This window comes from Pseudooceanicola endophyticus, assembly GCF_018760365.1.
Lineage (GTDB): Bacteria > Pseudomonadota > Alphaproteobacteria > Rhodobacterales > Rhodobacteraceae > Pseudooceanicola > Pseudooceanicola endophyticus.
Genome location: NZ_JAHIAB010000005.1, coordinates 161,517 through 186,499, shown reverse-complemented (window position 1 = coordinate 186,499; position 24,983 = coordinate 161,517). Strand labels below are relative to the sequence as shown.

The following is a 24,983-nucleotide window of genomic DNA, read 5'->3' as shown; positions in this document are numbered from 1 at the left end:
CGCTCATTTGGTGGCCTCCAGAAGGCTCGGGGTGCTGTCGACCCACTCGTCGCCCTGAAGCTCGGGCGTGTCATAGGCCTGAAGACCGGCGAAATGGATCTCCACGTCGGCGGTGAAGATCTCGGAGACGATGCCGCGCATCAGCCGGTCCGCCCCGGCCGAGATCGCCGGGATATCGCCCGACAGCTTGCCGTGGCTCAGCATGGCGGCGTCGTTGAAGCAGTGGATGCGGGCCAGCATCGGGCAGGCGCCGGGGGTCTTTTCCAGGAACTGGTAATCGTCGCCCAGGTAGGGCGCATCCACCATGAAGGGCACGGCGCGGCCCATGTCGGGGGTATAGACGCCGTCCTTCCAGGTCCGGATCGCCCCCGAGAAGGCGGCGAATTCCGGACGCCCGGAGAAATCGTTGCGGAAGCCCGTGGCGGCGATGACGAAATCGACCTCGAAATCGGCATGGGGCGTCTTCACGGTGATATGGTCGCCTGCCTCGATCACGTCCTCGACCGGGCAGCCCAGGAAGGTGCGGGCATTCGGATGCTCGGTGACGCGCAGGGTCGAGCTGCGCGGCGGCGGCACCTGCTGGCTGTTGACGTAGTCGTTGAAGCGGAATTTCCAGGCGTCGGGCAGGGCCCGGATGCCGTGGACCACGCCCTGGCTGGAGATGCCGGTCATCTTGTTGACGCGCGGCATTTCCTTGCGGCGGATCAGCATGTCGACCTGCGCCGAACCGGCTTCCAGCGCGGTGGCGGCATTGTCCATCGCCGAAGCCCCGGCGCCGATCACGATCACCCGCTTGCCCTTCAGGGTGGTGAAATCGATGTCGTCGGCGCTGTGTGCCCAGTAGCGGCGGTCGATCTTCTGGAGGAAGCCCGGCACGGCGCCGCCGCCCAGACCCGAGCGGCCGGTGGCCAGCACCAGGTGGCGGCAATGCTCGACCCGGGTGCCCATGGCATCCTGAAGGGTCACGGCGATCAGCCCCTCGCCGGCATCCTCGACCCCGCTCACGCGGGTTTCGTTGACCACGGGCAGGGCCAGCACGTCACGGTACCAGCGCAGGTAGTCCATCCACTGGCTTTTCGGGATCTTGCCGAGCGCGGCAAAGGCCTCTTCGCCCCACTGCGCCTCGAACCAGGCGCGGAAGGTCAGGGCGGGCAGGCCCAGGCAGGGCCCGGAAAGGGTTTTCGGGGACCGCAGCGTCTTCATCCGCGCGAAGGTGTCCCAGGGCCCTTCCAGTCCCTTCGGCGCCGCGTCGTAAAGGACGATGTTGTCGACCCCGGCCAGTTGCAGCTTGGCCGCCCCCGCCAGGCCGCACATGCCCGCGCCCACGAAGATCACGTCCCGCACCCGCGCCCCGTCGCGCATCCGCGGCGGCACCCAGGATTTGGCGGGCAGCTCCAGCAGGCTCAGGTCCTTGGCGAGCCGGCTTTCAAGGGCGGAAAGGCCACTTTGGGTCTGTGTCATGGGTCAGTCTCTGATCTTGGAATGAGGAGATCCGTCGAGCGGGCGGACCTGGGGGACCAGGGCGAAGAGCGTCTCCTCGCAGAGGTCGAAGAAATCCTGGGTGTCGCGGGCGGTGGCGGCGCCCTCGGCGGCGAAGAAGCCGAAGGTGAAATCGACGGTCTCGACCAGCGGGCGCAGGATCACGCCGCGCGGCGCGGTGCCGTAGGCGGTGATCGGCTCGACGATGGCGGTGGCGCCGGTCAGCCGCACGAACTGCAACGCCGAGACCGAGGAATTGGCCCGGATCGCCCGGGCGGGATGCACGTTGGCGGCATCCAGCGCCTGGCGGATGCGGCCCTGAAGACGGGTCTGGTCCAGCATCGTGACCACGGTGTCCGAGGCGACCTGGGCCAGCGACACCGCGACCCCTTCGGGAAATTCGTCGGTGCGGGCCTCGGGCAGGGCGGCGACCAGCGGCGCGCGGAACAGCCGTTCCGCGTTCACGCCCGGCACGTCCAGCGGCAGCGAGGCCAGGCCGATGCGGGCATTGCCCGACAGCAGGTCCTGGGCCACGGCATTGGGCGCGGCCTGCATCAGGCGGATTTCCTTCGGGCGGTCGGCCTCGGGCCAACGGGCCAGCGCATGGGGCACCAGCCCGGTGCCAAGCGCATAGGTGGCCGAGATCGACATCGGCCGCGCGGTGCCCTTGGCGCGGGCCAGGGTGCGGGCGGGAAGATCCTCGAACAGCGCCAGCAGCCGGCGGGCTTCTTCCTCGAAGGCGACCCCCTCGGCGGTGAGCGAGATCCGCCGCCCGGCGCGTTCGAACAGCGAAAAGCCCAGCGAGGCCTCCAGATCCTGAAGGCAGCGCGACACCGAAGGCTGGGACCGGCCCAGCATCTCGGCGGCCAGGGTGACGGACCCGGCTTCGGCGACTCGAAGGAATGTGGCGAGGTCTCTCTGATGCATGTCCCCATGAATCCTGAATTGATCGCTCGAATCAATTCAGAAATGACATACATCAAGTTTCAGCGTGCTTTTTTCGCGTAAAAGCCGATTCATGATGCCCAAAATGGCATGATGAAAATATTATCATTCATTCGGCGAAAGATGAACGTGAACGACAAAGGCCGGCACGCCCTTCGGCGTACCGGCCTTCGCTTTCCGGGTCCCTTGGTCGGGATCAGTCGGAATGTCCCAGCGGATGCATCAGCCGGTTGGCCCAGCCGAAGATCGCGATGGAATGCACGAGATCCTGGATCTCGGGGTCGCTCATGCCGGCGGCGCGCAGGGCGGCGACATGGCTTTGATCGGCGCAGGGCGGCGTGGCGGTCAGGGCTTCGGCAAAATCCATGATGGCCGCGTCGCGGGCGTTCAGCGCATCGCGGCGCCCGGCAAACAGCGCCGAGGTCGCGGCGGTGCCGTTCAGCCGCGCGTGCTGGCGGGCGTGCACGTTGGCACAGTACTGGCAGCCGTTGACCAGCGAGGCGCCAAGCGCGCCCAGCTCTCGGTCGGCGCGCTCCAGCCCGCCCTCGGCATACATGATGGCGTTGAACAGCACGGTGCGCGCGACATAACTGTCGGGATCATGCGCCAGCGTCCGCACATAGGGAGAGACCTTCTTGGCCGAAGGCGTAACCTTCATCGCCTCGAGTTGTGCGGGCGTGGCCTCGGCGATCTCGACCGGCGGCAGGTGCGGGGTCCAGGTCAGTGGCTTCAGCGTGATCTGGGGGATGTGATCGTTCATGCCGCGTCTCCCTTCAGCAGGGACAGGCCGGCGACCACGCGGATCTGGTAGCAGACATAGGCCAGCAGTTCCGACAGGGCGATGATCTGCGGCACCGTGTAACCCGCCTCCTGCAGCGCCGCGAGATGCGCAGCCGACGCGGCCCTGGGCGTGCGGGCAATCATGTCGGCATGGCGGGCCAGCGCGGCCAGCGCCGGGTCCTCGGGCGTCTCGCCCTCGGCCAGGGCGGCCAGCGCGGGATCGGCGGGGGCGGGGTAGCCTGCCAGCAGGCGGGGCATCTCGGCGGTGGCGGCAACGCGGCGGGCCACGGCCATGCGCAGCGCCGGCGACAGCCCCAGATCGGCGGCGGGCGTCAGCACCGCAGCCCGGCAGTCCTCGCTGCCCGACACGAATTCGGGACGCAGCGCGCGCAGGGCGTGCAGGCTGTCGGTCGGGGACAGGCCGATGGCGCTGTCGATGGCATCCGGGGAACCGGTCATGGCAGTCTCTTCTCTCTTCCGCCGACGGGGCGGGCGGCACGTTGTGCAAACCCGATCCCGGCGACTATGATGCGCCAAGAAGATCATCGAGGCTCTACTATGTCAAATGGAAATAATCCGACCCCCAGTATGCGTGATCTGGAGGCCTTCGTGTCGGTGATGGCCACCGGCTCGATGACCGGAGCGGCGCGCCAGCTGGGGATCGGGCAACCGGCGGTGACGCGGATGATCCGCGACCTGGAGGCCCAGGTGGGCTTTGCGCTGTTCGAACGCAACGGGCCGCGGATTTCCCCGACCGCCAAGGGGCTGCTGTTCTTCGAGGATGCACGACAGCTTCTCAGTTCCTTCACGCGGCTGTCGCGGCGCGCGGTCAGCCTGCGGGACGAGACGGTGGGCGCGCTGGCGCTGGCCGCGACGCCGACCATGGCGGCGGGCCTGGCGCCGGTGCTGATGGATCATCTGGGCGCGGGCCTGCCGCCGGCGGTGACGCTGACCACCATGGATGCCGAACACCTGGCCCGGGCGCTGCAGTCAGGGGCCTGTGATTACGGTCTTTCGGCGCTGCCCTTTTCCCATGCCGGGGTGGAGTGCCTGGCGACGGCCGAGGCCAGTTTGGTCGCGGTGCTGCCCGAGGCGCAGGCCGAAGACGCCGACAGGCCTTTCGAGCTGGCGCAGCTGGCCGGGCAGCGGCTGCTGACGGTGGGCAATTCCTACCGGGTGCGCCATGCCATCAATGCCGCCTTGCTGGAGGCCGGCGTGACCCCTGGGGCCGAGATCACCACCAACAGTTCCCTCAACGCGATCCTGTCGGCCCGGGCCGGCCTGGGGATCGCGCTGGTCGATTGCGTCTCGGCGCGGGGGGTGCCGGTTCCGGGGGTGGCGGTGCGTCCGCTGGCCCGGCCGATCCCCTATGCCTGGGGCCTGTTCCGGCGCGGAGCCAGCGCGGTTGCCGACCTGGAGGCGCTGCTGTGCGACGGATTCCGCCGGGCGTCGGAGCAGGTGGGCGGGGTCTGCGCAGTGTCGCGCTAGGGCTGCGGGTCTTCGGCCCGGCTGCGCAGGAAGGCGATCAGCCGCTCAAGCTCGGGACCGGGGGCGGGGTCCTGGGGCCAGACCAGATGGTAGAAGTTGCCGGGATCCTCGAAGGCAGGGCCGATCTGGCACATCCGGCCCGCGCGGATCTCGCGCGTGGCCAGGAAATCCGGCAGCAGCGCCGCGCCGCGTCCCGCCGCCACCGCCTCCGACAGGGCCATGAACTGATCGAAGAGCGCGCCCCGCAGATGGCCGGGCGCGACTTCGTGCTGAAGGAACCAGCTTTCCCAGGCCCCGGGTCGGCTGGTCAGGTGCAGCAAGGGCATTTCCAGAAGCTGTCGCGGCGGTGTTTCGGCGCCCAGCCCCGTGCCGGGCCGGGCCACCGGCACCAGCCGGTTGCGCGCCAGCGGCAGGGTGTCCACCCCCGGCCAGTCCGGCACGCCGAAATGCACGGCTGCATCGAATTTCTCGGTCGCGAAATCGACGGGGCCGTCCCGGGTTGCCTGGTTGATGTGCACCTGCGGATGATCGCACAGGAAGGCCTGCAGGCGCGGCGCCATCCAGTAGAGGCCGAAGGTCAGCGGAATGGCCAGGCTCAGCCCGTTGCGCTCTCCGGCGGCGCGCAGTTGCAGGCTGGCCTGCGCCAGGTCGTCCAGGCAGTCGCGCACCGAACGGGCATAGCTGCGGCCCGCCGTGGTCAGCCGCAGCCCCTTGCCGGCGCGCAGGAACAGGGTCACGCCCAGCTGCTCTTCCAGGCTTTTCAGCTGCCGGCTGACGGCGGAATGCGTCAGATCCAGGTCCTGCGCCGCCGCGACCGCGCTGCCCAGCCGGTCCACGGCCTCCAGGGCACGCAGGCTGCTGATCGTCGGCAGGAAGCGTCTTGGGATCGACATGTGACAAAAGCTCCAACCTAGGTGCGGACAAATCGCTTTTCGCAACGCTTTTGCTGCGGCACTTCTTATGAAATCCCCATGGCAGAGTGGATGCAATGCCCGGGGCCCCGATCCTTCGATATCTGCGCCGAACCCGTTGGTTGGCGCTTTTTGAAAATCTTCGGGGTCCCGCCGCATCCCGCTCTGCCTTCCCCAGGAGGCAGCAAGATGACCGCATCGGCAAATCTGTGGACCCATACCAATACCGAGGCAGTGGATGCGCGGCCGCTGGACGCCGATGCGTCGGCGGACCTGGTGATCATCGGCGGCGGATTTACCGGCTGCGCCGCCGCGCTGGAAGCGGCCCGCAGTGGCGCATCGGTGGTGCTGCTGGAGGCGCAGAGCGTGGCCCATGGCGGGTCGGGGCGCAATGTCGGTCTGGTCAATGCCGGGCTCTGGCTGCCGCCCGAGGAGGTGGTGGCGATCATGGGAGAGGCCGCCGGTCCCCTCCTGATCGAGGCCCTTGGGCGCGGGCCCGAGACGGTCTTTGCGCTGATCCGTGACCATGGCATCGCCTGCGAAGCGGTGCAGAACGGCACGCTGCACCTGGCCCATGCGCCCAGCGGTTTCCGGGACCTGGAGGAACGCTATCGCCAGGGCAATCGTTTCGGCGCTCCGCTGCAGCTGCTGGACCGGGCCGAGACGGCGCGGCGCACCGGCAGCGAACGTTTCCACGGCGCGCTGCTGGATCCGCGTGCCGGCACCGTGCAGCCGCGCGCCTATTGCACCGGCCTGGCCCGGGCCGCCGCCGGTCTGGGCGCCGCGATCCACGAACAAAGCCCCGTCACCCGGGTCGCGCGCAGCAACGGCGCCTGGCAGGTCGAGGCCAATGGCCACCGGGTCCGGGCCCGGCGGCTGCTGGTCGCGACGAATGCCTATCATGCCGGGGCCGAGGGGGCGTATCGTCCGCAATATGTCGCCGTCAGCTACTGCCAGTTCGCCACCGCACCCCTGACGGCGGCACAGCGCGCCATGGTGCTGCCGGGGGGCGAGGGGTGCTGGGACACCGCGCTGGTCATGTCGTCGATCCGCACCGATGCGGCGGGGCGGCTGATCGTCGGCGGCATGGGCAATTCCGAAGGGGCGGCGGGCGCGATCCATGCCGGCTGGGCGCGGCGCAAGCTGAAGGCGCTTTACCCGGCGCTGGCCGATCTGCCCTTCGAACACCACTGGCGCGGGCGCATCGCCATGACCCGGGACCATATCCCGAAGGTCGTGGAATTCGCCCCCGAAGCCTATGCCGTCTTCGGCTATTCCGGGCGCGGCATCTGCCCGGGAACGGTGCTGGGCACGGCGGCGGCGCGGGCGCTGCTGGGCGCGGGGGCCGAGGCGCTGCCGCTGCCGGTGCTCCCGGCCTATGCGGAGCGATTCACCACCCTGCTGGGCGGCTACTACGAATTCGGGGCCGCGCTGAGCCATGCGGCGGCCCCGCGCCTGCCGGTCTGATCGCGCGGCCCGGGCGCGCCGGGCTAGAGGATGTCGGCGCGGGTGATATCCTCGGCGGCAAAGTCGATCAGGGCGCGGATCTTGCGCGGCAGGGCGCGCCCTTCCAGATAGACGGCGGACACCGGCCCGCTTTCGCCTTCGTGATCGCCCATCAGGGCGGTGACCGCCCCCTCGGCCAGCGCCGCGTGCAGCGCAAAGCGGGGCACGTAGGCCAGGCCCATGCCCCGGCGCGCCAGCTCGACCGCCGCGCGGGCCGAATTCACATGGAAGCGCCCCTGCACCTGCCGCACGATCTGTTGTCCGTCGCGTTCGAACACCCAGCGGCGGGGCTGCGCGCGGTTGGTATCCAGGATGCAGGCATGGCCTTCCAGATCCTCCGGGGTCTGCGGGGCGCCGTTGGCGGCGATGTAGTCGGGGCTGGCGACCAGCACCGCGCGCCAGGCCCCCATGCGCTTCATCTTGAGCGACAGCATCTCGCTCCGCCCCAGCCGGAACGCCAGGTCGATGCCGTCGCTTGCCAGATCGACGTAACGGTCATCCAGCCGCAGGTCGAAGCTGAGGTTGGGATTGGCGCGGGCGAAACGTTCCAGCATCCCGGTCACGTAGACCTCTCCGAAGGTGACGGGGGCCGAGACCCGGATCACCCCCGAGAACCCCCGCGACCCTTCCGAGACCTCGCCCAGAAGCGCATCCAGATCATCCAGCAGCGCCGGCGCCCGGGCCAGCAGATCCGCGCCCGAAGGCGTCAGCCCGACCCGCCGCGTGGTGCGCTGGAACAGCCGCACGCCCAGCCGCGTCTCCAGCTCGGCTACGTATTTCGAGGTCAACCGGTTCGACAGGCCCAGCTGTTCGCCGGCCGCGGTGAAGGAACCCGCCTGCGCGGTGGCCACGAAGGCCCTCAGTTGGTCGACCAGATCCATGGCAGCCCCATTCGGAATGAATTGAGGATAGTCATAAACCAACTTCGCCATTTTGTGGAAGCCCCGGTTTCCCTAAGTTGGCTGCAACACAGACAAGCCGCGGCCAAGGCCGCGCCCGCACCGGAGAGATGACATGAGCACCGCTTCTGCCCTGAAGAAACTGGCCGAACGTTTCCCGGCCTCCGACCGCATGCCCCTGGTTTTCCTGGGCCACGGCAGCCCGATGAACGCCATCGAGGACAGCGCCTACAGCCGCGCCTGGACCAAGCTGGGCCAGAGCCTGCCGCGCCCGAATGCCATCCTGGTGGTTTCGGCCCACTGGATGACGCGGGGCACGACGCTGGTCGATGTCTCGGCCATGCCGAAGACGATCCACGATTTCTACGGCTTCCCCAATGCGCTTTACGCCCAGCAGTATCCTGCCAAGGGCGATCCGAAACTGGCGCGCGAGGTGGTCAGCCTGCTGGCCAGCCACCACGCCGAGGAGGACCACAGCTGGGGCCTCGACCACGGCGCCTGGACGGTGCTGAAGTTCCTCTATCCCGAGGCCGACGTGCCGGTCTTCCAGGTCTCCGTCGACATGGGCCGGGGGCTGGATCACCAGCTGGAAGTCGGTCAGGCGCTGTCGGTGCTGCGTGATCGCGGCGTGCTGATCCTGGGGTCGGGCAACGTGGTGCACAACCTCTCGGCGCTCAGCTTCAACGGCAAGCCGCAGGATTTCGCCATCGAGTTCGACGCGCTCTTTGCCGACCGCCTGGAAGATCGCGACTTTGCCACGCTCGCCAACCCGAAGAAACTGGGCAACCTGCTGCGGATCGCCCATCCCAGCCCGGACCACTACCTGCCGGCGCTGACCATCGCCGGCGCGGCGGATGCCCGCGACGACCTGACCTTCATGACGGACGCGATCGACCTCGGCTCGGTCTCCATGCGCTCCTTCGTGTTCCACGCCTGAGGAAAAGACCATGCTTGTAGACGGAAAATGGACGGCCGACTGGCAGCCGGTGCAGAAGAAGGACGAGAAGGGGCGCTTCGTGCGGCAGGTCTCGGGCTTCCGCAACTGGATCACGCCCGACGGCAGCGCCGGCCCCACCGGGACCGGCGGCTTCAAGGCCGAACCGGGGCGCTACCGCCTCTATGTCGCCTATATCTGCCCCTGGGCCTCGCGCACGCTGATGGCGCGCGAGCTGAAGGGCCTGCAGGAGATGATCCCGGTCACCGTGGTCAACCCGACGCTGGGCAATCAGGGCTGGGCCTTCGGCGGCTATCCGGGCGCCGAGGAAGACCCGCTGTTCGCCGCCGGCCACCTGCATGAGCTTTATACCCGCGCCGATCCGCATTACACCGGCCGCGCCACCGTGCCGGTGCTGTGGGACGAGAAGCTGGGCGTCATGGTCAACAACGAAAGCGCCGACATCGTGCGCATGTTCGACACCGCCTTCGAACACCTCGTGCCCTCCGATCTGCGGCTTTACCCGCAGGATCTGGCCGAGGAGATCGACGTGCTGAATCCGCGGATCTACGACCTGCTGAACAACGGGGTCTACAAGGCCGGCTTCGCCTCCACCCAGGAGGCCTATGACGAGGCGGTCGAGGGTGTCTTCACCATGCTCGGGGAGCTGGAAGAGCGCCTTGGCAACCAGGGCCCCTACCTGTTCGGTGAACGCCTGACCGAGACCGACATCCGCACCTTCGTCACGCTGATCCGCTTCGATGCCGCCTACCACGGCATCTTCAAGACCAACCGGCGCCAGATCGCGGATTATCCCCGGCTCTCGGCCTACATGGCGCGCATCCTGCACCTGCCGGGGATCATCAAGACGGTGAACATGGATCACATCACCCGCGGCTACTATTCCATCAAGTCGCTGAACCCCACCGGGATCCGGCCCACCGGGCCGGCCCATGTCGCGGCGCTGCTCGCTTCTGCTGCCGGCTGAGCCGCCATCGACGCACCGGGTCCTTCGCCTATCTTGTCCGTCACGGACAACCAGAAGGACCCGGAGCCGATGCCTCAGATTCCCTCTCTTCCCCTCAATGACGGGTACGCCCTGCCGCAGCTTGGCCTTGGGGTCTGGCAGGTGCCCGGCGACCTCCTGCCGACGCTGATCCCGCAGGCCGTGGGCCAGGGCTGCCGGCTGATCGACGGCGCCTTCATCTACGGCAACGAAGAGGCGATGGGCGCGGGCCTGCGCGCCGCCCCCGTGCCCCGTGAAGAGCTTTTCGTCACCACCAAGATCTGGAACACCGACCAGGGGTTCGACGCCGCCCGCGCCGCGCTTGAAGGCAGCCTGCGGCGCATCGGCCTCGACTATCTTGATCTGGTGCTGATCCACTGGCCCTGCCCGGGCCAGGATCTTTACGCGGAGACCTGGAAGACCCTCGTGGCGCCGCAGACCGAGGGGCTGGTGCGCTCCATCGGGGTGTCGAACTTCGAACCCGCGCACCTTGACCGCATCACCGCCGAGACCGGCGTGGTGCCGGCCCTCAATCAGGTAGAGATCCATCCCGGCCTTCAGCAAAGCTTCCTGCGCGCCGAGAACGCCCGGCGCGGCATCGTCACCCAAAGCTGATCGCCGCTGGGGCAGGGGGCGTATTTCGACGCCCCGGTGATCCGCGATGCCGCCGCGCGCACCGGCAAGACGCCCGCCCAGGTGATCCTGCGCTGGCACCTGCAACTGGGCGTCTCGGTGCTGACCCGGACCACCCGTCCCGAGCGCCTTGAGATGAACTTTGACCTCTTCGACTTTTCCCTGACCGCCGGGGAAATGGCCGGCATTGCAGAGCTTGACGAGGGTCGCAGAACCGGGCCAAATCCATTAACCTTTGAAACACCTTAGGAACGGAACGTGCACAGCCCTAGGGGCAGCCTGTTTTGCAGGCATGTCAGGTCCGGGCCTTGCTACGTTGGCGCTGCGAGGAGTTATCCACCGCCCTGTCCCCAGAATGCGTGGACAATTGCACGGCTTGTCCGAGAACAACGCCTTCCCAGAGACAATTAACCTTCGGCGCCCAAAACCGTGCTAAGGCTGCGCGAACAGGGGCGCCGCGGCGCCGTGCGCCGGCGGAGGGCAGCGATGGCAGAAGGACGGGTCCGCGCGGCGGGCGCAGGGGCGATGTGGCGGCTGGCGATGCTGCTTGTGACGCTGACGGCGCTGCTTTCGGGACCGTTGCGGGCCCAGGACCGACCGCAGCTGACACTGCCCTGGACGCCCTTCCCCGGTCTCTACGATGTCCGCCCCGACGGATCGGTCAGCGGCTTCTTCGCCGAGCTGGCCCGCGCCGTCGCCGACCGTGCCGGGATCGATCTGGTCTGGCGCGACTACCCCAGCCTGCAGGCCAGCTACCAGGCGCTGGCCCGGGGGCAGGTCGACATGATGGCCGGTGTCGTCCGGCTGCCGGCGCTTGGGCCGGAGGTGCTTTATTCCGATCCGCTGGCCGAAACCGCCGTCTATCTGTTCCTGCGCCGCGACGCCCCCCTGTCAGAGCTGCCGGACACGATGCAGGACCGCCGCATCGGCATGATCCAGGGCACTGCGGGCAGTGGTCTGGCGATGCTGGGGGGCCATAACCGCGTCGCCTCCTTCATGACCCCCGCAGAGGCCTTCGGCGCATTGCTGATGGGGCAGGTCGATGGTGTGGTGGCGTTGCACAAGGCGGCGCTCGACACGCTCAGCCGCGCCGGGCTGGAGCAGGACGTGCGCATCGCCGGGGAGCCCTTGCAGCTGGTCTCGCATTACGTGGCACTGGCGCCGGGCCGGGCGGCGCTGTTGCCCCGGATCAATGCCGCGATCGCGGCGATGCAGGCCGACGGGACGCTGCAGAAGCTGCTGGTGACCTGGAACATGGTGCGCCCGGCGCCGGTGCCGCCGGTGCTTGAGGTCGGGGTGACGGATTTCCCGCCCTACCAGGTGATCGGCGAGGACGGCAGCTTTTCCGGCTACGGCGTCGAGGCGCTGCGCGACCTGGCGGCGCGGGCCGGGCTGAAACTGCATTTCCGCCAGATCACCTCGGATGCCTGGGCCGAGGGGCCCAACTTCGGCTCCTACGACGTGCTGCCGCCGCTCAGCGTGACGGTGGACCGGCGCGAGAAGATGGATTTCACCATTCCGATCCAGCGCTCTCCCTATGCCATCTTCACCCGGGCCGGAGAGGCCGCGGGCATTGCCGGTCTGGCCGATCTGCGCGGGCACCCGGTGGGCGTCGTGGCCCGCAACGCTGCCCGCACCGAGGCCGAGGCGCGCGGTGACCTGGAGCTGCGGGTCTACGACAGCGCCGAGGCGATGCTGGCGGGCCTGCTGGAGGGGCAGGTCGATGCCATGCTCTATCCCACGGTGACGATGCGCGCGCTGCTGGAGGCACAGGGCCGGCAGGGCCTGGTCGCCGAGGTGCCCCAGCCGTTCTTCACCTTCGAACGGGCCATCGGCCTGCGTCGTGGCCTGGGTGACATCCGGGAGCGTCTGGATGCGGTGATCCCGGGCTACCTGAGCTCTGAGGACTACCAGGCGCTGCGGACGCGCTGGCTGTCCCCGCCGGTGTTCTGGACCGAGGCGCGGCTGCGGCTGGCGCAGATCCTGGGTGCGGGGCTTGCGGGTCTGGTGCTGCTGGCCTTCTTCTTGCAGGCGCTGCGGGCGCGGCGCCGGGCGGAACGGCTGGCGCAGTCGCGCCGGGTGGTGGCCGACCGGCTGGGCGCGGTCCTGGATGCCGCACGCAGCGCGATCTTCGGACTGCGCGGCGACGGCCAGGTGATCCTGGCCAATCCCGGGGCGCTGACGCTGCTGGGGCGTGATCCGGCCCCCTCCTTCGCCTGGCCGCCCGAGGTCCGCTTTCTCGACCGCTCCACCATGGAGCCGCTGCCGCCGCAGGAGGATCCCGTGCACCGCGCGCTTGGCGGCGAGGTGCTGCGCGGAGAGCCGGCGCTGCTGCGCTGCGCGCCGGACGATCCGATGCGCTTCGTCAACGTCTCCAGCTCGGTTGTGGCGGGGGCCGGCCCGCAGGAGATCTCGACCGTGCTGGTGATGGATGACGTCACCGAGCAGGAGCAGACCCGCCAGCGGGCCGAACGCTCCAGCCGGCTGGATGCCCTGGGCCAGCTGACCGGCGGCGTGGCGCATGATTTCAACAATATCCTGGCCACCATCGACTATGCCGCGCAGCTGGCCATGGACCACACGGACGAGACCGGCGCGCGCTACCTGCGCACCGCCGCCGCCTCGGTCCGGCGCGGGGCGGCGCTGACCGCGCGGCTGCTGACCTTCGCCAAGCGCCGCGCCGGAGAGGAGAAGGCGCATTCCGTCGCCGTCGTGCTGGAGGAGTTCCGGGCCCTCGCCACGCCGCTGATCGAGGAGACGATCACGCTCGAGGTGATCGAACCTGCGGGCGATCTGGTGGTCTTCTGCGATCTGTCCCAGCTGGAGAACGCGCTGCTGAACCTGGTGCTGAACAGCCGCGACGCGATCCTGGGCACCGGGCAGGGCGGCTGCATCCGGGTCTCGGTGCGGCAGGTGCGCGATCTGCTTGAGGCCGGTCAGTCCGGCCAGCCCCCGGGGGGCGCGCACAGCCGGATCGAATTCTCGGTCTCCGACGATGGCCCGGGCATGAGCGCCGAGGTGCGCGCGCGGGCCACCGATCCCTTCTTCACCACCAAGGGGGAACGGCGCGGTTCCGGTCTGGGGCTGTCGATGGTCTACGGCTTTGCCGAGCAGGCCGCTGGCCGCATGAGCATCTATTCGGTGCCCGGGCACGGCACCACGGTCCGGCTGTATCTGCCGGTCGCGGAGGATGGGGCCGAGGCCGAGGAGGACTCCGCGCCCGAGCCCCCGAAGCCCGGCAACCGCCAGCGCATCCTGCTGGCCGAGGACGAGGCCGATCTGCTGGGCCTGACCCGGGACACGCTGGTCCGGGGCGGCTACCATGTGGTCACCGCGCCCTCCGGCGATGCCGCGCTGGCGCTGCTGGAGGCGGGCACCCCGGTCGACCTGCTGCTGAGCGACGTGGTGATGCCTGGGCGGCTGGACGGGTTCGCCCTGTCGAAGGCGGCCCGGGGGCTGCGCCCGGGCCTGCCGGTGGTGCTGATGTCGGGCTACACCGGGCCCGCGCACCGGCCCGGCCAGGACAGCCAGGCGGTGGTGCTGCAGAAACCCTGCACGCCGGGCGACCTGTTGCGGGCGATCCAGGCGGCCCTGCCGGCGCGGCGGCTCTGAACCGCCCGGGGGCGGGGCTCAGACCCTCTGGGCCGTCAGGAACCCTGATGCGGCGCCGGTGCCCGCCCCCGGCCAGCAGGCCGCGCCGACCAGGTGCAGACCCTTCACCGGGGTGCGCCCGCTGGCGTAGCCGGGCACCGGGCGCATGGCGAAGTTCTGGTTCAGATGCGCCGAGCCGCCGGCCTGATCCCCCCCGACGAGGTTGGGATTGCCGGCCTCCAGATCCAGCGGGGAAACCACCTTCTGCCCAAGGATCAGCCCGCGCAGCCCCGGCGCCTGTTCCTCGATCAGGTCGAGGACCCGATCGGCATAGGCGTCTGCGATCTCGGACCAGTCGGTGCCGGTGATCTGCTTCGCGGCATCGCCCTTCACCAGCGCCGGCACCATGCGGACCTGCACCCAGAGGACCTGCTTGCCTTCCGGCGCGCGCGTGGGGTCGAAGACGCTGGGCTGGCCGACCACCACCACCGGGCGTTCGGGCAGAAGACCGGCGCGGGCCTGCTGGTAGGCCAGCGCGCTGTCGTCCATGCTGCGCCCGATGGTGACGGAGGCAAAGCGCTTCAGCGCCCCGGCCTGCCACGGCACTGCGCCGTCCAGCGCAAGGTGGATCATCATCGTGCCCGGGGCATGGGCATAGCGCGCAAGGCCCCGGTCGTAGCGGGGATTGCCGGTGCCCCCGGTCAGCCGCGCCAGGTGCCGCGGCGCCAGGTTTGCCAGCACGTGCCCGGCCTCGATTTCTTCGCCGTTGACCACCACGGCGCTGACGCGGCCATGGCTGTGGCGGATCGCGCTGACCTCGGCGTTGCAGCGCACTTCGCTGCCGTGATCCTCGATCATCGCGACCAGCGCGCGGGTCACCGTGTCCGCGCCGCCGCGCCCGATCACCATGCCGTCCTTCTGGCCCCCCATCCCCTCAAGGTAGGGCAGCGCCGCCCCGCCCGAGATGTCGGGGGCGAAATCCATGTTGAGGCCCGCCGCCGCAAGCGTGGTGCGCAGGCGGGGATCCTCGAAACGCTCCTCGACCCAGGCGCGCGGCGAAGAGAACAGGAATTTCGCCAGATCCTGCGTGCCGCGCCGTCCCAGCCGGCGCCAGGAGGCAAGGCCCAGTTTTGCCAGTGCCGGCGCCGAGACCGGCGCGGTGAAAAGCTGCCGCAGCAGCCCCGCGCGGTCCGGGTAGTCCGAGAGCATCTCGCGCCAGGCGGTGCGGTCGGCGCGGCTTTCGAAACTGGCCAGAGTCTCGTCCAGGCTGGTCGAAATGCCGACATGATCGCCCGGTTCCAGCGCCTGGGCGAAGGGGCGGTCGACCCGGACCAGATCAAGGCCGTTGCGCGCCATCACCGCACCGTGGCGCTTCAGGAAGTCCGAGGCCGCGAAGGCCGAAAGGTTCATCGCCGCCACGTCATGGCGGAAGCCCGGCAGGGTCAGCGCTTCGGTGCGCACGGCGCCCCCGGGGGTCGGCCCGCGTTCCAGCACCAGCACATGCTTGCCATTGGCGGCCAGATCCGCCGCGGCCACTAGCCCGTTGATACCCGATCCGATGACGACGATCCGTTCGCTCATGCGCCTGTTCACTCCGCTGTGGGGCCGCGGCTTCGTGCCCTGGCCCTGTCTCCCTTGCTGCCGGTCGCCTTCGTGCGGACGCGGCTGGGATCTAGCTATGCCTCCGGGCGGGGTGGTCCAAGTGGCGGGGGGAAAGCCGTCCGGGATGCCCCTCGGGCAGGCGGGATTTCGCCTGAAAATCCGTCTGGATAGCAAGGGCCCGCCGGTGTTCGCGCGATGCGGTCAGAGGCGGATTCCGTAGCGGCTGATCTTGTCGTTGAGGGTCCGGCGCGCCACGCCAAGCGCCCGGGCCGCGCGTTCGGTATTGCCCCGGCAGCGCTCCAGCGTGGTGCGGATCTCCCGGGCCTCGAAGGCGGCGACGCGTTCCGCCAGGGTATCGGCCTCGGCGCCGGGGGCGGGGGCGGCATCGGGCAGGTCCAGCCCCAGGGCCAGCCGTTCGGCGGCCGCCTTCAGCTCGCGGACATTGCCGGGCCAGGGGCGGCGCAGCAGCTGCTGGCGCAGCGCATAGTTCAGATCGGGCACCGCGCGGCCATGACGGCTGGCGGCCAGGCCCGCGTAATGGCTGAACAGCAGCACGATATCCTCTCCGAGCGCGCGCAGCGGCTCCACCGCGATCTCGGCCCCGGCAAGGCGCCAGAACAGGTCGGCGCGGAAACTGCCGTCCAGCGTCAGCGGCTTCAGGTCGGTCTTCGAGGTGGCGATGATCCGCAGGTCGAGCGGGCGCAGCCGGTTTTCCCCCAGCCTCTCGACCGCGCGTTCCTGAAGCGCGCGCAGCAGCTTCGGTTGCAGCGCGGCGGGCATCGCCTCCACCTCGTCCAGCATCAGTGTCCCGCCCGAGGCCGCCTCAAGCTTGCCGGGCTTGTCCTGCGCGCCGGGAAAGGCGCCGGCGACGTGGCCGAAGACCTCGATCTCGAACAGGCTTTCGGGCAGGGCCGCGCAGTTTACCGCAATGAAGGGGCCCCGGGCGCGGGGGCTGGCGTCATGCAGGGCGCGGGCGACCAGCTCCTTGCCGGTGCCGGTCTCTCCGGTCACCACGATGTCCAGGTCCGTGGGCCCGAGCGCGCCGATGCGGGCGCGCAGCGCGCTCATGGCGGCGGACTGGCCCAGCAGCCCGCCCGCTTCGCTGCGCTGGATGCGGTCCTGAAGCCGCCCGACCTCGGCGCGGGTGGCACGGGCGCGCAGGGCGCGTTCGATCACCATCATCAGGTGCATGCCGTCATAGGGCTTTTCCAGGAAATCCTCGGCCCCCGCGCGCATCGCCGCCACCGCCTGCGGCAGGTCGCCATGCCCCGAGATCAGGATCACCGGGCAGTCGGGATCGCGGGCGCGGGCGGCGGCCAGCAGCGCCTGGCCATCCATGCCGGGCATCCGCAGGTCGCTCAGCACCAGATCGGGGCGGGTCTGTGCGGCCATGGCCTTCAGCCCGTCGGCAAAGCCCTCGGCCCGGTAGCCCGCCGCCTGCACCAGATCGCAGAGCGCGGCAAGGTGGTCGGCGTCATCCTCGACGACATGAATGAGCGCGCTCATGCGGCGGTCTCCTCCTCCTGGCCTGTCAGCAGGGGCAGGACCACCGCGATCTCGGCGCCCCCGCCCGGGGCCGCGCCGATCTCCAGCGCGCCGCCGAATTGCTGGACCACCTCGGAGGAGATCGCAAGACCCAGGCCCAGCCCCTCGCCACCGATCTTGGTCGAGAAGAAGGGTTCGGTCAGGCGCGGCAGGATCTCGGGGTCGATGCCGGGGCCGTTGTCGCGCACGGCAATGCGCAGGCGGTGGTCCTGCGGTTGCAGCAGCAGCGTCACCTCGCCCTGGCCCGGCTCCACCGCCTCGATGGCGTTGTGCAGCAGGTTCACCAGCACCTGTTCCAACCGCACCTGCCCGGCCAGGACCCTGAGGGGCCCTTCGGGGGCGACAAGGCGGGGCTGGATGCCGGCGCGGTCGGCGCGCGGCTGCGCCAGTTGCAACGCAGAGCGTGCGACGGATGTGACCGAGACAGGCGCCAGCGGTGCCACCTCCCGGCGGGAGAAATTCTTGAGGTGCTTCGTCATCCGCTGCATCCGCCGGATCAGCCCGCGCGCCGATTGCAGCCGGGCGGCGGTCTGTTCGGGCGCGCGCGACAGGCTGAATTCGGCGGCGGTCAGGGTCGCCTCCATGGCGGCCAGCGGCTGGCTGACCTCATGGACGATGGCGGCGGACATGCGTCCGAGCGCCGCCATCTTCTCGGATTGCACGAGGGTCGCCTGGGTGGCGCGCAGATCGGCCTCGGCGCGGGTGCGGGCCTCGACTTCGCGCTTGAGGGCGGCGGTGCGTTCGCTCACCTTGCGCTCCATCACCTCGGTCTGGCGCAGGCGCAGGGCGATCAGGCGGCGGCGGTGGCGGCGCATGTCCGCAAGGCCCAGGCCCAGGATGCCCGCCAGCACCACCAGGGCGAAGGTGATCCCGGCGCCGGTGCGCGCAGGCCAGAGGGGCGCGGCGGTCATCAGCTGCCAGCCGTCCTCGACCTTCGGGCCGATCAGCGTGGCGCCGGGGCCGGCGCCGGCGATCATCACCCGCGCGCCGGGTCCCAGCAGCGGATCGGCCCGCCCGGGATCGGCCCCGGGATAAAGACGCGAGGCCTCGATCCGGGCCAGTGCGGCGTCCTCCAGCGGATGCAGCGGGCGGTAGCGCCAGCCGGGCTGGCCGGTCAGGAAGACCACGCCATAGGCATCGGTCACGGCGACCTGCTGGCCGGTCTCGGCCCAGGCGCGCTCCAGCGGACGCAGGTCGATCTTGACCACCATCACCCCAAGGGGGCGCCCCGCCGCATCCTCGATCCGGGCCGAGATGAAGTAGCCGGGCTCTCCGGTGGTGATGCCGATGGCATAGAGGCTGCCGCGCCCGTCCCGCAGCGCGTCGCGGAAATAGGGCCGGAAGCTGTAATTATGGCCGACGTAGCTGTCGGGATCCTGCCAGTTCGAAGAGGCGATGGTGACCCCGGCAGTGTCGAGCAGGTAAAGCCGGTCCGACCCGGCATGGGCGGTGACGGTCTGGAGGTAGCGGTTGGCGGCAGCGACCGCGCCGGCATCCCCGGGACGGGTCAGCGCGGCATGGACGCGGGCGTCCTCTCCGGCGACGCGGGGCAGGTAGCGGAAGCGGTCGATCTCGGTCCTGAGGGCGCGGTGGCTCAGCAGCTGGGCCTGTTCCAGCGCCTCGTGCAGCTGCATCTGGCCCAGCTGCCAGGCCAGCGTCGCACAAAGCGCGGCGCCGACGACCACCGCCGCGAGGCGCCGCCGCCAGACCGTGCGAAGGCGGCGGGCAAGGGCATGGCGCCGGGGCGCGCGGCTCATGATCCCGGGCAGGGGCTTAGGTGGATGGGGGTCTGCGCGGTGGCGCCCAGATCGGTGCAGCCTGCCTCGCTGCACAGGTGCCAGGCCGAAGGCGTGTCGCCCGAGGCCGCCAGCACCAGCGCGGGCACGGGCCCCAGCGTCGGCGTCCAGACCCACCAGCCATCGGCGAAATGGCCGCCGGGGCCGGGTTCCATCCCGGCGCCCGATCCCTTCACCGCGGCTTCGACCAGGTGCAGGCGGTTGGCCGCGGTCACTTCCCAGGTCTCGCGCCAGTCTTCACGCTCGACCGAATGGGTCCATTCCAGCGTGAACTGCCCCGAGGCGCCGAGGGCGATCATCATCGCCCCCGCCATCAGGCAGCTGCTCATGCCGCCACCCGCGTCCGGCGCTGCCACCACAGCCAGCCGCCGAAGAGGATCGCCAGGGCAAAGCCCAGCTCGTCCGTGATCGGCAGGGCCGCGACCAGCGTGAAGGCCGCCACCATTGAGACCGCACGTTCCCAAAGCCGCAGCGGGCGGCCCAGCCAGCCGATCACCGCGACGCCCCAGAGGCCAAGCGCCACCAGCGCCTTCGCGATCACATAGGCGACGGCGGGCCAGTAGCCGATGTCCGCAGCCAGGGCGCCACCGTCCTGAAGCATCAGCGCCGGGGTGTAGACCGCCATGAAGGGCACGACGAAGCCGGCGGCGGCAACCTTGATCGCCTCGAAGCTGATCTTCAGACCGCTTTCCTTGGCGATGGGGGCGGCGGCGAAGCAGGCCAGCGCCACCGGCGGCGTCAGGTCCGCCAGGATGCCGAAGTAGAAGACGAACATGTGGCTGACGATCAGCGGCACGCCCAGATCCAGCAGCGCGGCCCCGGCGATGGAGGAGGTGATGATGTAGTTCGGGATCGTCGGGATCCCCATGCCCAGGATGATGCAGGTGATCATGGTCAGGATCAGCGACAGGAACAGGGAGTTCTGGCCGACGCTGACGATGAACTGCCCGAAGGTGTTGGCGGCCCCCGTCAGGGTCATAACGCCGATGATCACGCCGACCAGCGCGCAGGCGATGCCCACGGGCAGCGCGGTCTTGGCGCCGTCCGCCAGGCTGTCGCGACAGATCGCCAGCGTCTCGCGTCCGCCCTTGTTCAGCGCGTTGATCGCCACCAGCAGCGCCAGCAGCAGCAGAAGCGCGTTGATGCCGAACTTGAAGAAGGCCGAGGCGCAGAGGCCAAGCGCCACCCAGAAGACCACGCGGATCACGGTCGAGGACATGCCCATCGCGACCGCCGTGCCGAGGATCAGCAGACCCGTCAGCGCCAGGCCGATGGTGCCCGCGAAAAGCGGCGTGTAGCCCGAGAACAGCAGCCAGACCAGCACCGCCAGCGGCAGGACCAGATACCAGCCCTCCTTCAGCGCCTTGCGGGCCGAGGGCATCTCGTCGGCGGAGAGGCCGCGCAGGTCACGCTTGCCGGCTTCCAGATGCACCATCCAGAAGGTCGCGGCAAAGTAGAGGACGGCCGGAACAAGGGCGGCCTTGACGACCTCGACGTATTGCACGCCCAGCGTCTCGGCCATGATGAAGGCGACGGCGCCCATCACCGGCGGCATGATCTGGCCCCCCATGGAGGAGGTCGCCTCGACGCCCCCGGCGAAGGCCGGGCGGTAGCCGAAGCGCTTCATCAGCGGAATGGTGAACTGGCCGGTGGTCACCACATTGGCGACGCCCGAGCCCGAGATCGTGCCCATCAGCCCCGACGAGAGCACCGAGACCTTGGCGGCGCCGCCCATCCGGTGCCCGACCAGCCCCAGAGAGACATCGGTGAACAGCTTGATCATCCCGGCCTTCTCCAGGAAGGAGCCGAACAGGATGAAGAGGAAGATGTAGGTGGCTGAAACATAGGTCGGGATGCCGTAGATGCCTTCGGTGCCATAGGCGATCTGCTCGATCACCTGTTCGAAGGCATAGCCGCGCGTCTGCATGGCGCCGGGCGCATATTGGCCAAGAAAGGCATAGGCCAGGAAGACGCCGCAGATGATCGGCAGGGCCGGGCCCATCAGCATCCAGGCGGCGGTGAAGACGCAGAGGATGGCGACGCAGCCCGCGATCAGGTCCGGCAGGTTCGGATCGCCGGCCCGAAACAGCAGCGGCGTGTATTCGATCCACTGGTAGGCGGCAACGGCGACCCCGGCGGCGGCCAGCGTCCAGCACAGGGCGCGGCCCACCGGCCCCATCTTCTTGGCGATGGCCAGCAGCGGAAAGCCGAGCGCCATCAGGAAGCCCACGTGGACCGCTCGCATCACCTGGCTGGGCAGGTCGATCACATGCGCCGCGATGGAGATCTGGTAGGCGGAAAAGACGACGGCCAGCCAGAACAGGAAGCGCCCCACGGCCCCGGGCGGAAAGCTTTCGGCCAGCGGATCGTGCAGCTCGGCGGTTTCCGCCGTGGCGGTGTCATGCGAATGATCGGTCATGGTGTTCCTCCCCCCGGAAGCGGAGACGGCGCGGGGCCGCCTCCGCCGGGTCGCGCCTTACATCAGGCCCTTTTCCTTGTAGTACTTGATGGCGCCCGGATGCATCGGGATCGGAGAGTTCTTCACCGCATTCGCGATGTCGATCGCCCCGGCGGCGGCATGGGCCGCCTTCATCTGGTCCAGATGTTCGAACAGCAGCTTGGTCATCTGGTAGGCCAGATCATCCGAGACGTCCGAGGAGGTCACCAGGATATTGGTGATCGTCAGCGTCGGGATGTCGGCCTCCTGGCCCGGGTAGGTGCCTGCCGGAATGGTGCCGGCGGCATAGGGCGCGCCCAGCTTCTCGGCCACCTCGGGGGGGACGGAAACATAGGTCACGTCCTGGGTCGAGCTCAGGTCCTTCAGCGCCGCCGAGCCCAGCCCCGAGGATTGCAGCGTCGCATCCAGCTGGCGGTTCTTCATCAGCTCGACGGATTCCGCGAAGGGCAGGTATTCGACCTTCCCGAGGTCGTCATAGCTCATGCCAAGGGCGCCCAGGATCTTGCGGGCATTGACCTCGGTGCCGGATTTCGCCGCGCCGACGGACACTTTCATGCCCTTCAGGTCGGTCACGGTCTTGGCGCCCGAGGCGGCGGTGGCGGCGATCTGGATGTAGTTCGGATAGATCGCGGCAATGGCGCGCAGCTTGGTCAGCGGCTTGGTGAAGCCCACGTCGGCATTGCCCTCATAGGCGTCCTTGACCGAGTCCCCGAGTGCAAAGCCGATCTCTCCGCGGCCCTGCTGGAGCAGGTTCAGGTTCTCGACCGAGGCCTTGGTGGACTGGACCTGGGTCTTCGCGTCCGGAATGTTCTGTGCGTAGATGTCCGACAGCGCCACGCCCAGCGGGTAGTACACGCCCGAGGTGCCGCCCGTCAGGACGTTGATGAATTCGGTGGCCATGGCGGCAGGTGCGGACAGCGCAAGGCTGCCGGCGAGCAGAGCGCCGAGCCCAAGGGTCTTGATCATGATTTCCTCCCAGAAACGGGTGCGCAGGGCGCACGTCGTGCGGGCATTGTTGGGCGGCGAAGGGCCGGGCGCAATGGGTTAATTTCCCGTTTCGGGCGAATTCATCGCAACGTTTCGCCCCGCCCCTGGCAGAATTTCGCCCCGCGTTCAGGCCGGTTCCGGCGCGAGGCGGCGCAGCAGCATCCCGTGATGGGGCAGCTGGTTCAGCATCTGGCGGGTCAGCGTCTCCATCGGCGCGGGGCAGGGCAGCGGACCGGGCGGTAGCCCCTCGGGGCGCCAGCCCATGCCGAGCAGGATGAACTCCCATGCCGCATGGGAAAACGGCGAGAAGCGCTGCGAGAAATCGGCGAAGGAGGGGGGCCGAAGTTCCCACAGCTCCAGCAGATGGGCAAGGCGGTCGGAGCGGCGTGCGGCCAGCGGCGCGGCGCGCCAAAAGGACGTGTCGCGCCGCTGCGCAACGGCGTAGTGCAGCCCAAGGAAATCGGCCAGATCGTCGTGCATTTCGCCCAGCAGCTGGTTGTAGCGGCGCGCAAGCGGCGCCATCGGGTGGCCCGGGGCGGCGGGAAACATCTCGCACAGGACGCGGGCGGCGTAATCGGCCAGATAAAGCCCGGTGCTTTCCAGCGGTTCAAGGAAACCGGCGGCAAGCCCGATGGCCACCACGTTGCCCTGCCAGGGGGCGGCGCGGCGCCCCGGGTCGAAATGGATCACCCGGGCGTCCTGCCCCTTGGCCTTGGGACCTTCCTCGGCGCGCAGCTCGGCTTCGGCATCGTCGTCCGACAGGTGGGCAGAGGCATAGACATAGCCGCGCCCGCGCCGCTGGCGCAGGCCGATGTCCCAGCTCCAGCCGGCGGACAGCGCGCGGGCGCGGGTGAAGGGGGCGGGGGTGAAGCTGCGCTCGGGCTCGGGGATGCGCAGGGTGACGGCGCGGTCGCAAAGCAGCCGGTCGCGATAGGAGATCCAGCCGCCGTCGTGGTTCAGCAGGGCGCGAAAGCCGGTGCAGTCGATCCAGAGGTCGGCCTCCAGCCGGGTGCCGTCCGCGCCGCTCAGCGCGGTGACAAGGCCGTTTTCGTCGCGTTCGATCCCCTGCACATGCAGCGATATCCGGTGCACGCCCCGCCCGGCCAGGTGCCCGGCCAGGTGTTCGGCGAATTTCTCGGCATCAAGGTGATAGGCATAGGGGATCGGGCCCGAGAAATCCGGACCGCCGGCGGCGCGGGGCGCCCGTCCGGCGTCGATCAGCGCGGGTTGCGCGCTGACGATTTCTGCAAATGGGGTCCGCCCGTCGCTTTCCAGCCAGCGCGCGGCGATGTCGCGGGGCAGGGCGTGGCGGTGGAAGGGATGCAGGCAGCGCGTGCCCGGCCCCGACCAGTCATCGAAGCGGATGCCATGCTTGAAGCTGGCGTCGCAGGCCGACAGGAAGGCCCGTTCCGACAGGCCGAAGCGGCGCAGCATGTCGCGGAAGGTGGGGATCGTCGCCTCTCCGACGCCGATCCGGGGGGTGTCGGGGCTCTCGACCACGCTGATCGAGACCGGCCCGGGGCCGGTCCCGTTCAGATGCGCCTGCAGGGTGGCGGCGGCGATCCAGCCCGCCGATCCCCCGCCGACGATGACGACCCGCATCAGGCGTCTTCGGTGACCAGGGGCGCGCCTTCGGCCTCGGCGGCGGCGGCCTTGCGGGCCATCGGCGTCAGGTTGTTGAGCGATTGCAGGTGCACGTAGCACAGCTCCAGCTCATCGGTTTTCGCCATTTCCGCCAGGGTCTCGGCCGGCAGCGCCTTCAGCTTGTCCCGATCAATGGTGAAGAAGCCGCCCAGCTGCGCCGACTGGCCGCCGGGCAGGCTGAACTGCGCCTGGGCGGGTTTCAGAAGGTCGTGTTCTTTCAGGCGCTTGCAGAAAAGCTGCGTGCGTTCGAACAGGCCCTGGTATTCCCGGGTGAAGGTCAGCATGGTCTCAAGGTAGCGGGTGCGCGCCCCCTCGGCGTCGAACAGCCGCTCGCCCTTGCCGTCCTTGTTGAACCCCTCGTATTCCTCGTCGATGCACAGGGTGAAGGTCTTGCCGTCGGCCCCGCGCGAGAAGACGAAGGGATAGCGGCGCAGGAAGGCGGGAATGTAGCCGCCGGTCCAGTTGCCCGCTGCATCGACATTGGCGTTCTCGTTGGCGCGCATCCCCAGGATCACCGTGGGAAAGATCGCCTCGGCATCGCCGGCGAAGACGATGGCATGATCCGTGGCGGCGGCGATGAATTCCGCCGCCAGCAGCGGGACCGAGTTCACCTCCTTCGCAAAGCCGTAGGCCCGCCCGGTCTGAAGCGACCAGTCCCGGTGCCGCTCGGACGAGACGGGCACGGCACGTTCGTAGATCATCAACTGCTTGGCCACGGAATCTTCCTCCCTCGAAATTCGTCAGCGTCTGGTGATGTGACCCGAGGCTAACCGCGAAGC

The 24,983-nt window shown here is 69.3% G+C and carries 21 protein-coding genes; 7 read left to right on the top strand and 14 right to left on the bottom strand.

What is annotated here, in order from left to right:
* Positions 1 to 3 precede the first annotated feature (3 nt).
* The 4 genes from KM176_RS10905 to KM176_RS10890 form a co-directional block, all read right to left on the bottom strand.
* Positions 4 to 1,461, bottom strand: coding sequence for a flavin-containing monooxygenase (locus tag KM176_RS10905; RefSeq protein WP_160896017.1), 1,458 nt, complete (start codon positions 1,459 to 1,461; stop codon positions 4 to 6).
* Positions 1,462 to 1,464: 3 nt separating this feature from the next.
* Positions 1,465 to 2,406, bottom strand: a complete 942-nt coding sequence (locus tag KM176_RS10900; protein ID WP_160896018.1) for a LysR family transcriptional regulator — start codon at positions 2,404 to 2,406, stop codon at positions 1,465 to 1,467.
* 214 nt (positions 2,407 to 2,620) lie between these two features.
* The gene (locus KM176_RS10895) at positions 2,621 to 3,184 is read right to left on the bottom strand and encodes a peroxidase-related enzyme (protein WP_160896019.1); all 564 of its coding nucleotides are present in this window, start codon (positions 3,182 to 3,184) and stop codon (positions 2,621 to 2,623) included.
* Positions 3,181 to 3,663 (bottom strand): hypothetical protein, encoded by a 483-nt coding sequence (locus tag KM176_RS10890; RefSeq protein WP_160896020.1) that lies wholly within the window; start codon positions 3,661 to 3,663, stop codon positions 3,181 to 3,183. Before KM176_RS10890 ends, KM176_RS10895 begins: the two co-directional genes overlap by 4 nt.
* Positions 3,664 to 3,792: 129 nt before the next feature.
* Here KM176_RS10890 and KM176_RS10885 point away from each other — a divergent pair, with 129 nt between their 5' ends.
* The gene (locus tag KM176_RS10885; RefSeq protein WP_160896021.1) at positions 3,793 to 4,692 is read left to right on the top strand and encodes a LysR family transcriptional regulator; all 900 of its coding nucleotides are present in this window, start codon (positions 3,793 to 3,795) and stop codon (positions 4,690 to 4,692) included.
* Here KM176_RS10885 and KM176_RS10880 read toward each other — a convergent pair.
* The gene (locus tag KM176_RS10880) at positions 4,689 to 5,585 is read right to left on the bottom strand and encodes a LysR substrate-binding domain-containing protein (protein ID WP_160896022.1); all 897 of its coding nucleotides are present in this window, start codon (positions 5,583 to 5,585) and stop codon (positions 4,689 to 4,691) included. The two genes, KM176_RS10885 and KM176_RS10880, sit on opposite strands and share 4 nt — an antisense overlap.
* Positions 5,586 to 5,792: 207 nt before the next feature.
* Between KM176_RS10880 and KM176_RS10875 the strand changes: the two genes are divergently transcribed.
* Complete coding sequence (locus tag KM176_RS10875) at positions 5,793 to 7,070, top strand: NAD(P)/FAD-dependent oxidoreductase (RefSeq protein ID WP_160896023.1); 1,278 nt, start codon at positions 5,793 to 5,795, stop codon at positions 7,068 to 7,070.
* A gap of 23 nt (positions 7,071 to 7,093) precedes the next feature.
* On the opposite strand, the gene KM176_RS10870 is transcribed toward KM176_RS10875, so the two are convergent.
* Positions 7,094 to 7,990, bottom strand: coding sequence for a LysR family transcriptional regulator (locus tag KM176_RS10870; protein ID WP_160896024.1), 897 nt, complete (start codon positions 7,988 to 7,990; stop codon positions 7,094 to 7,096).
* A gap of 133 nt (positions 7,991 to 8,123) precedes the next feature.
* Here KM176_RS10870 and ygiD point away from each other — a divergent pair, with 133 nt between their 5' ends.
* From ygiD to KM176_RS10850, 5 genes are all read left to right on the top strand, one after another.
* Positions 8,124 to 8,945 (top strand): 4,5-DOPA-extradiol-dioxygenase, encoded by an 822-nt coding sequence (gene ygiD, locus KM176_RS10865; RefSeq protein WP_160896025.1) that lies wholly within the window; start codon positions 8,124 to 8,126, stop codon positions 8,943 to 8,945.
* 10 nt (positions 8,946 to 8,955) lie between these two features.
* On the top strand, positions 8,956 to 9,930 hold the full coding sequence (locus KM176_RS10860) for a glutathione S-transferase family protein (protein ID WP_160896026.1): 975 nt from the start codon (positions 8,956 to 8,958) through the stop codon (positions 9,928 to 9,930).
* Between the two features lie 69 nt (positions 9,931 to 9,999).
* Positions 10,000 to 10,563, top strand: a complete 564-nt coding sequence (locus KM176_RS10855) for an aldo/keto reductase (protein ID WP_236045273.1) — start codon at positions 10,000 to 10,002, stop codon at positions 10,561 to 10,563.
* A 36-nt stretch (positions 10,564 to 10,599) separates the two neighbouring features.
* Positions 10,600 to 10,830, top strand: coding sequence for an aldo/keto reductase (locus KM176_RS25360; protein ID WP_375372134.1), 231 nt, complete (start codon positions 10,600 to 10,602; stop codon positions 10,828 to 10,830).
* 237 nt (positions 10,831 to 11,067) lie between these two features.
* Positions 11,068 to 14,193 carry a transporter substrate-binding domain-containing protein gene (locus tag KM176_RS10850; RefSeq protein ID WP_160896027.1) on the top strand — a complete coding sequence of 1,042 codons (3,126 nt, stop codon included), beginning with the start codon at positions 11,068 to 11,070 and terminating at the stop codon, positions 14,191 to 14,193.
* A gap of 18 nt (positions 14,194 to 14,211) precedes the next feature.
* Here the strand turns inward: KM176_RS10850 and KM176_RS10845 are convergent, their stop codons facing one another.
* The 8 genes from KM176_RS10845 to KM176_RS10810 form a co-directional block, all read right to left on the bottom strand.
* On the bottom strand, positions 14,212 to 15,753 hold the full coding sequence (locus tag KM176_RS10845; protein ID WP_160896028.1) for a phytoene desaturase family protein: 1,542 nt from the start codon (positions 15,751 to 15,753) through the stop codon (positions 14,212 to 14,214).
* Between the two features lie 222 nt (positions 15,754 to 15,975).
* A complete protein-coding gene (locus KM176_RS10840; RefSeq protein WP_160896029.1) occupies positions 15,976 to 17,280 on the bottom strand; it encodes a sigma-54-dependent transcriptional regulator in 1,305 nt (434 codons plus the stop codon).
* Positions 17,277 to 19,076: a sensor histidine kinase gene (locus KM176_RS10835; RefSeq protein ID WP_160896030.1), complete on the bottom strand. Its 1,800-nt coding sequence runs from the start codon at positions 19,074 to 19,076 to the stop codon at positions 17,277 to 17,279. The genes KM176_RS10840 and KM176_RS10835 overlap by 4 nt, the downstream gene beginning before the upstream one ends.
* A complete protein-coding gene (locus KM176_RS10830; protein ID WP_160896031.1) occupies positions 19,073 to 19,444 on the bottom strand; it encodes a DUF1850 domain-containing protein in 372 nt (123 codons plus the stop codon). The genes KM176_RS10835 and KM176_RS10830 overlap by 4 nt, the downstream gene beginning before the upstream one ends.
* Entirely contained in the window at positions 19,441 to 21,534 is a 2,094-nt protein-coding gene (locus KM176_RS10825; RefSeq protein ID WP_160896032.1) for a TRAP transporter permease, read from the bottom strand. Before KM176_RS10825 ends, KM176_RS10830 begins: the two co-directional genes overlap by 4 nt.
* Before the next feature lie 57 nt (positions 21,535 to 21,591).
* Entirely contained in the window at positions 21,592 to 22,539 is a 948-nt protein-coding gene (locus KM176_RS10820) for a TAXI family TRAP transporter solute-binding subunit (RefSeq protein ID WP_160896033.1), read from the bottom strand.
* Between the two features lie 147 nt (positions 22,540 to 22,686).
* Positions 22,687 to 24,162 (bottom strand): tryptophan halogenase family protein, encoded by a 1,476-nt coding sequence (locus KM176_RS10815; protein ID WP_160896034.1) that lies wholly within the window; start codon positions 24,160 to 24,162, stop codon positions 22,687 to 22,689.
* Positions 24,162 to 24,920 carry a SapC family protein gene (locus KM176_RS10810; protein WP_160896035.1) on the bottom strand — a complete coding sequence of 253 codons (759 nt, stop codon included), beginning with the start codon at positions 24,918 to 24,920 and terminating at the stop codon, positions 24,162 to 24,164. The genes KM176_RS10815 and KM176_RS10810 overlap by 1 nt, the downstream gene beginning before the upstream one ends.
* Between the last annotated feature and the right edge of the window lie 63 nt (positions 24,921 to 24,983).

Bases quoted from the DNA above. Each gene is read 5' to 3' on its own strand.
- KM176_RS10850 (WP_160896027.1), top strand. From the start codon at position 11,068: ATGGCAGAAGGACGGGTCCGCGCGGCGGGCGCAGGGGCGATGTGGCGG.
- KM176_RS10840 (WP_160896029.1), bottom strand. From the start codon at position 17,280: ATGAGCGCGCTCATTCATGTCGTCGAGGATGACGCCGACCACCTTGCC.
- KM176_RS10860 (WP_160896026.1), top strand. From the start codon at position 8,956: ATGCTTGTAGACGGAAAATGGACGGCCGACTGGCAGCCGGTGCAGAAG.
- KM176_RS10895 (WP_160896019.1), bottom strand. From the start codon at position 3,184: ATGAACGATCACATCCCCCAGATCACGCTGAAGCCACTGACCTGGACC.
- KM176_RS10890 (WP_160896020.1), bottom strand. From the start codon at position 3,663: ATGACCGGTTCCCCGGATGCCATCGACAGCGCCATCGGCCTGTCCCCG.
- KM176_RS10875 (WP_160896023.1), top strand. From the start codon at position 5,793: ATGACCGCATCGGCAAATCTGTGGACCCATACCAATACCGAGGCAGTG.
- KM176_RS10830 (WP_160896031.1), bottom strand. From the start codon at position 19,444: ATGAGCAGCTGCCTGATGGCGGGGGCGATGATGATCGCCCTCGGCGCC.
- KM176_RS10880 (WP_160896022.1), bottom strand. From the start codon at position 5,585: ATGTCGATCCCAAGACGCTTCCTGCCGACGATCAGCAGCCTGCGTGCC.
- KM176_RS10900 (WP_160896018.1), bottom strand. From the start codon at position 2,406: ATGCATCAGAGAGACCTCGCCACATTCCTTCGAGTCGCCGAAGCCGGG.
- KM176_RS10905 (WP_160896017.1), bottom strand. From the start codon at position 1,461: ATGACACAGACCCAAAGTGGCCTTTCCGCCCTTGAAAGCCGGCTCGCC.
- KM176_RS10820 (WP_160896033.1), bottom strand. From the start codon at position 22,539: ATGATCAAGACCCTTGGGCTCGGCGCTCTGCTCGCCGGCAGCCTTGCG.
- KM176_RS10825 (WP_160896032.1), bottom strand. From the start codon at position 21,534: ATGACCGATCATTCGCATGACACCGCCACGGCGGAAACCGCCGAGCTG.
- KM176_RS10835 (WP_160896030.1), bottom strand. From the start codon at position 19,076: ATGAGCCGCGCGCCCCGGCGCCATGCCCTTGCCCGCCGCCTTCGCACG.
- KM176_RS10885 (WP_160896021.1), top strand. From the start codon at position 3,793: ATGCGTGATCTGGAGGCCTTCGTGTCGGTGATGGCCACCGGCTCGATG.
- ygiD (WP_160896025.1), top strand. From the start codon at position 8,124: ATGAGCACCGCTTCTGCCCTGAAGAAACTGGCCGAACGTTTCCCGGCC.
- KM176_RS10870 (WP_160896024.1), bottom strand. From the start codon at position 7,990: ATGGATCTGGTCGACCAACTGAGGGCCTTCGTGGCCACCGCGCAGGCG.
- KM176_RS10855 (WP_236045273.1), top strand. From the start codon at position 10,000: ATGCCTCAGATTCCCTCTCTTCCCCTCAATGACGGGTACGCCCTGCCG.
- KM176_RS10815 (WP_160896034.1), bottom strand. From the start codon at position 24,162: ATGCGGGTCGTCATCGTCGGCGGGGGATCGGCGGGCTGGATCGCCGCC.
- KM176_RS10845 (WP_160896028.1), bottom strand. From the start codon at position 15,753: ATGAGCGAACGGATCGTCGTCATCGGATCGGGTATCAACGGGCTAGTG.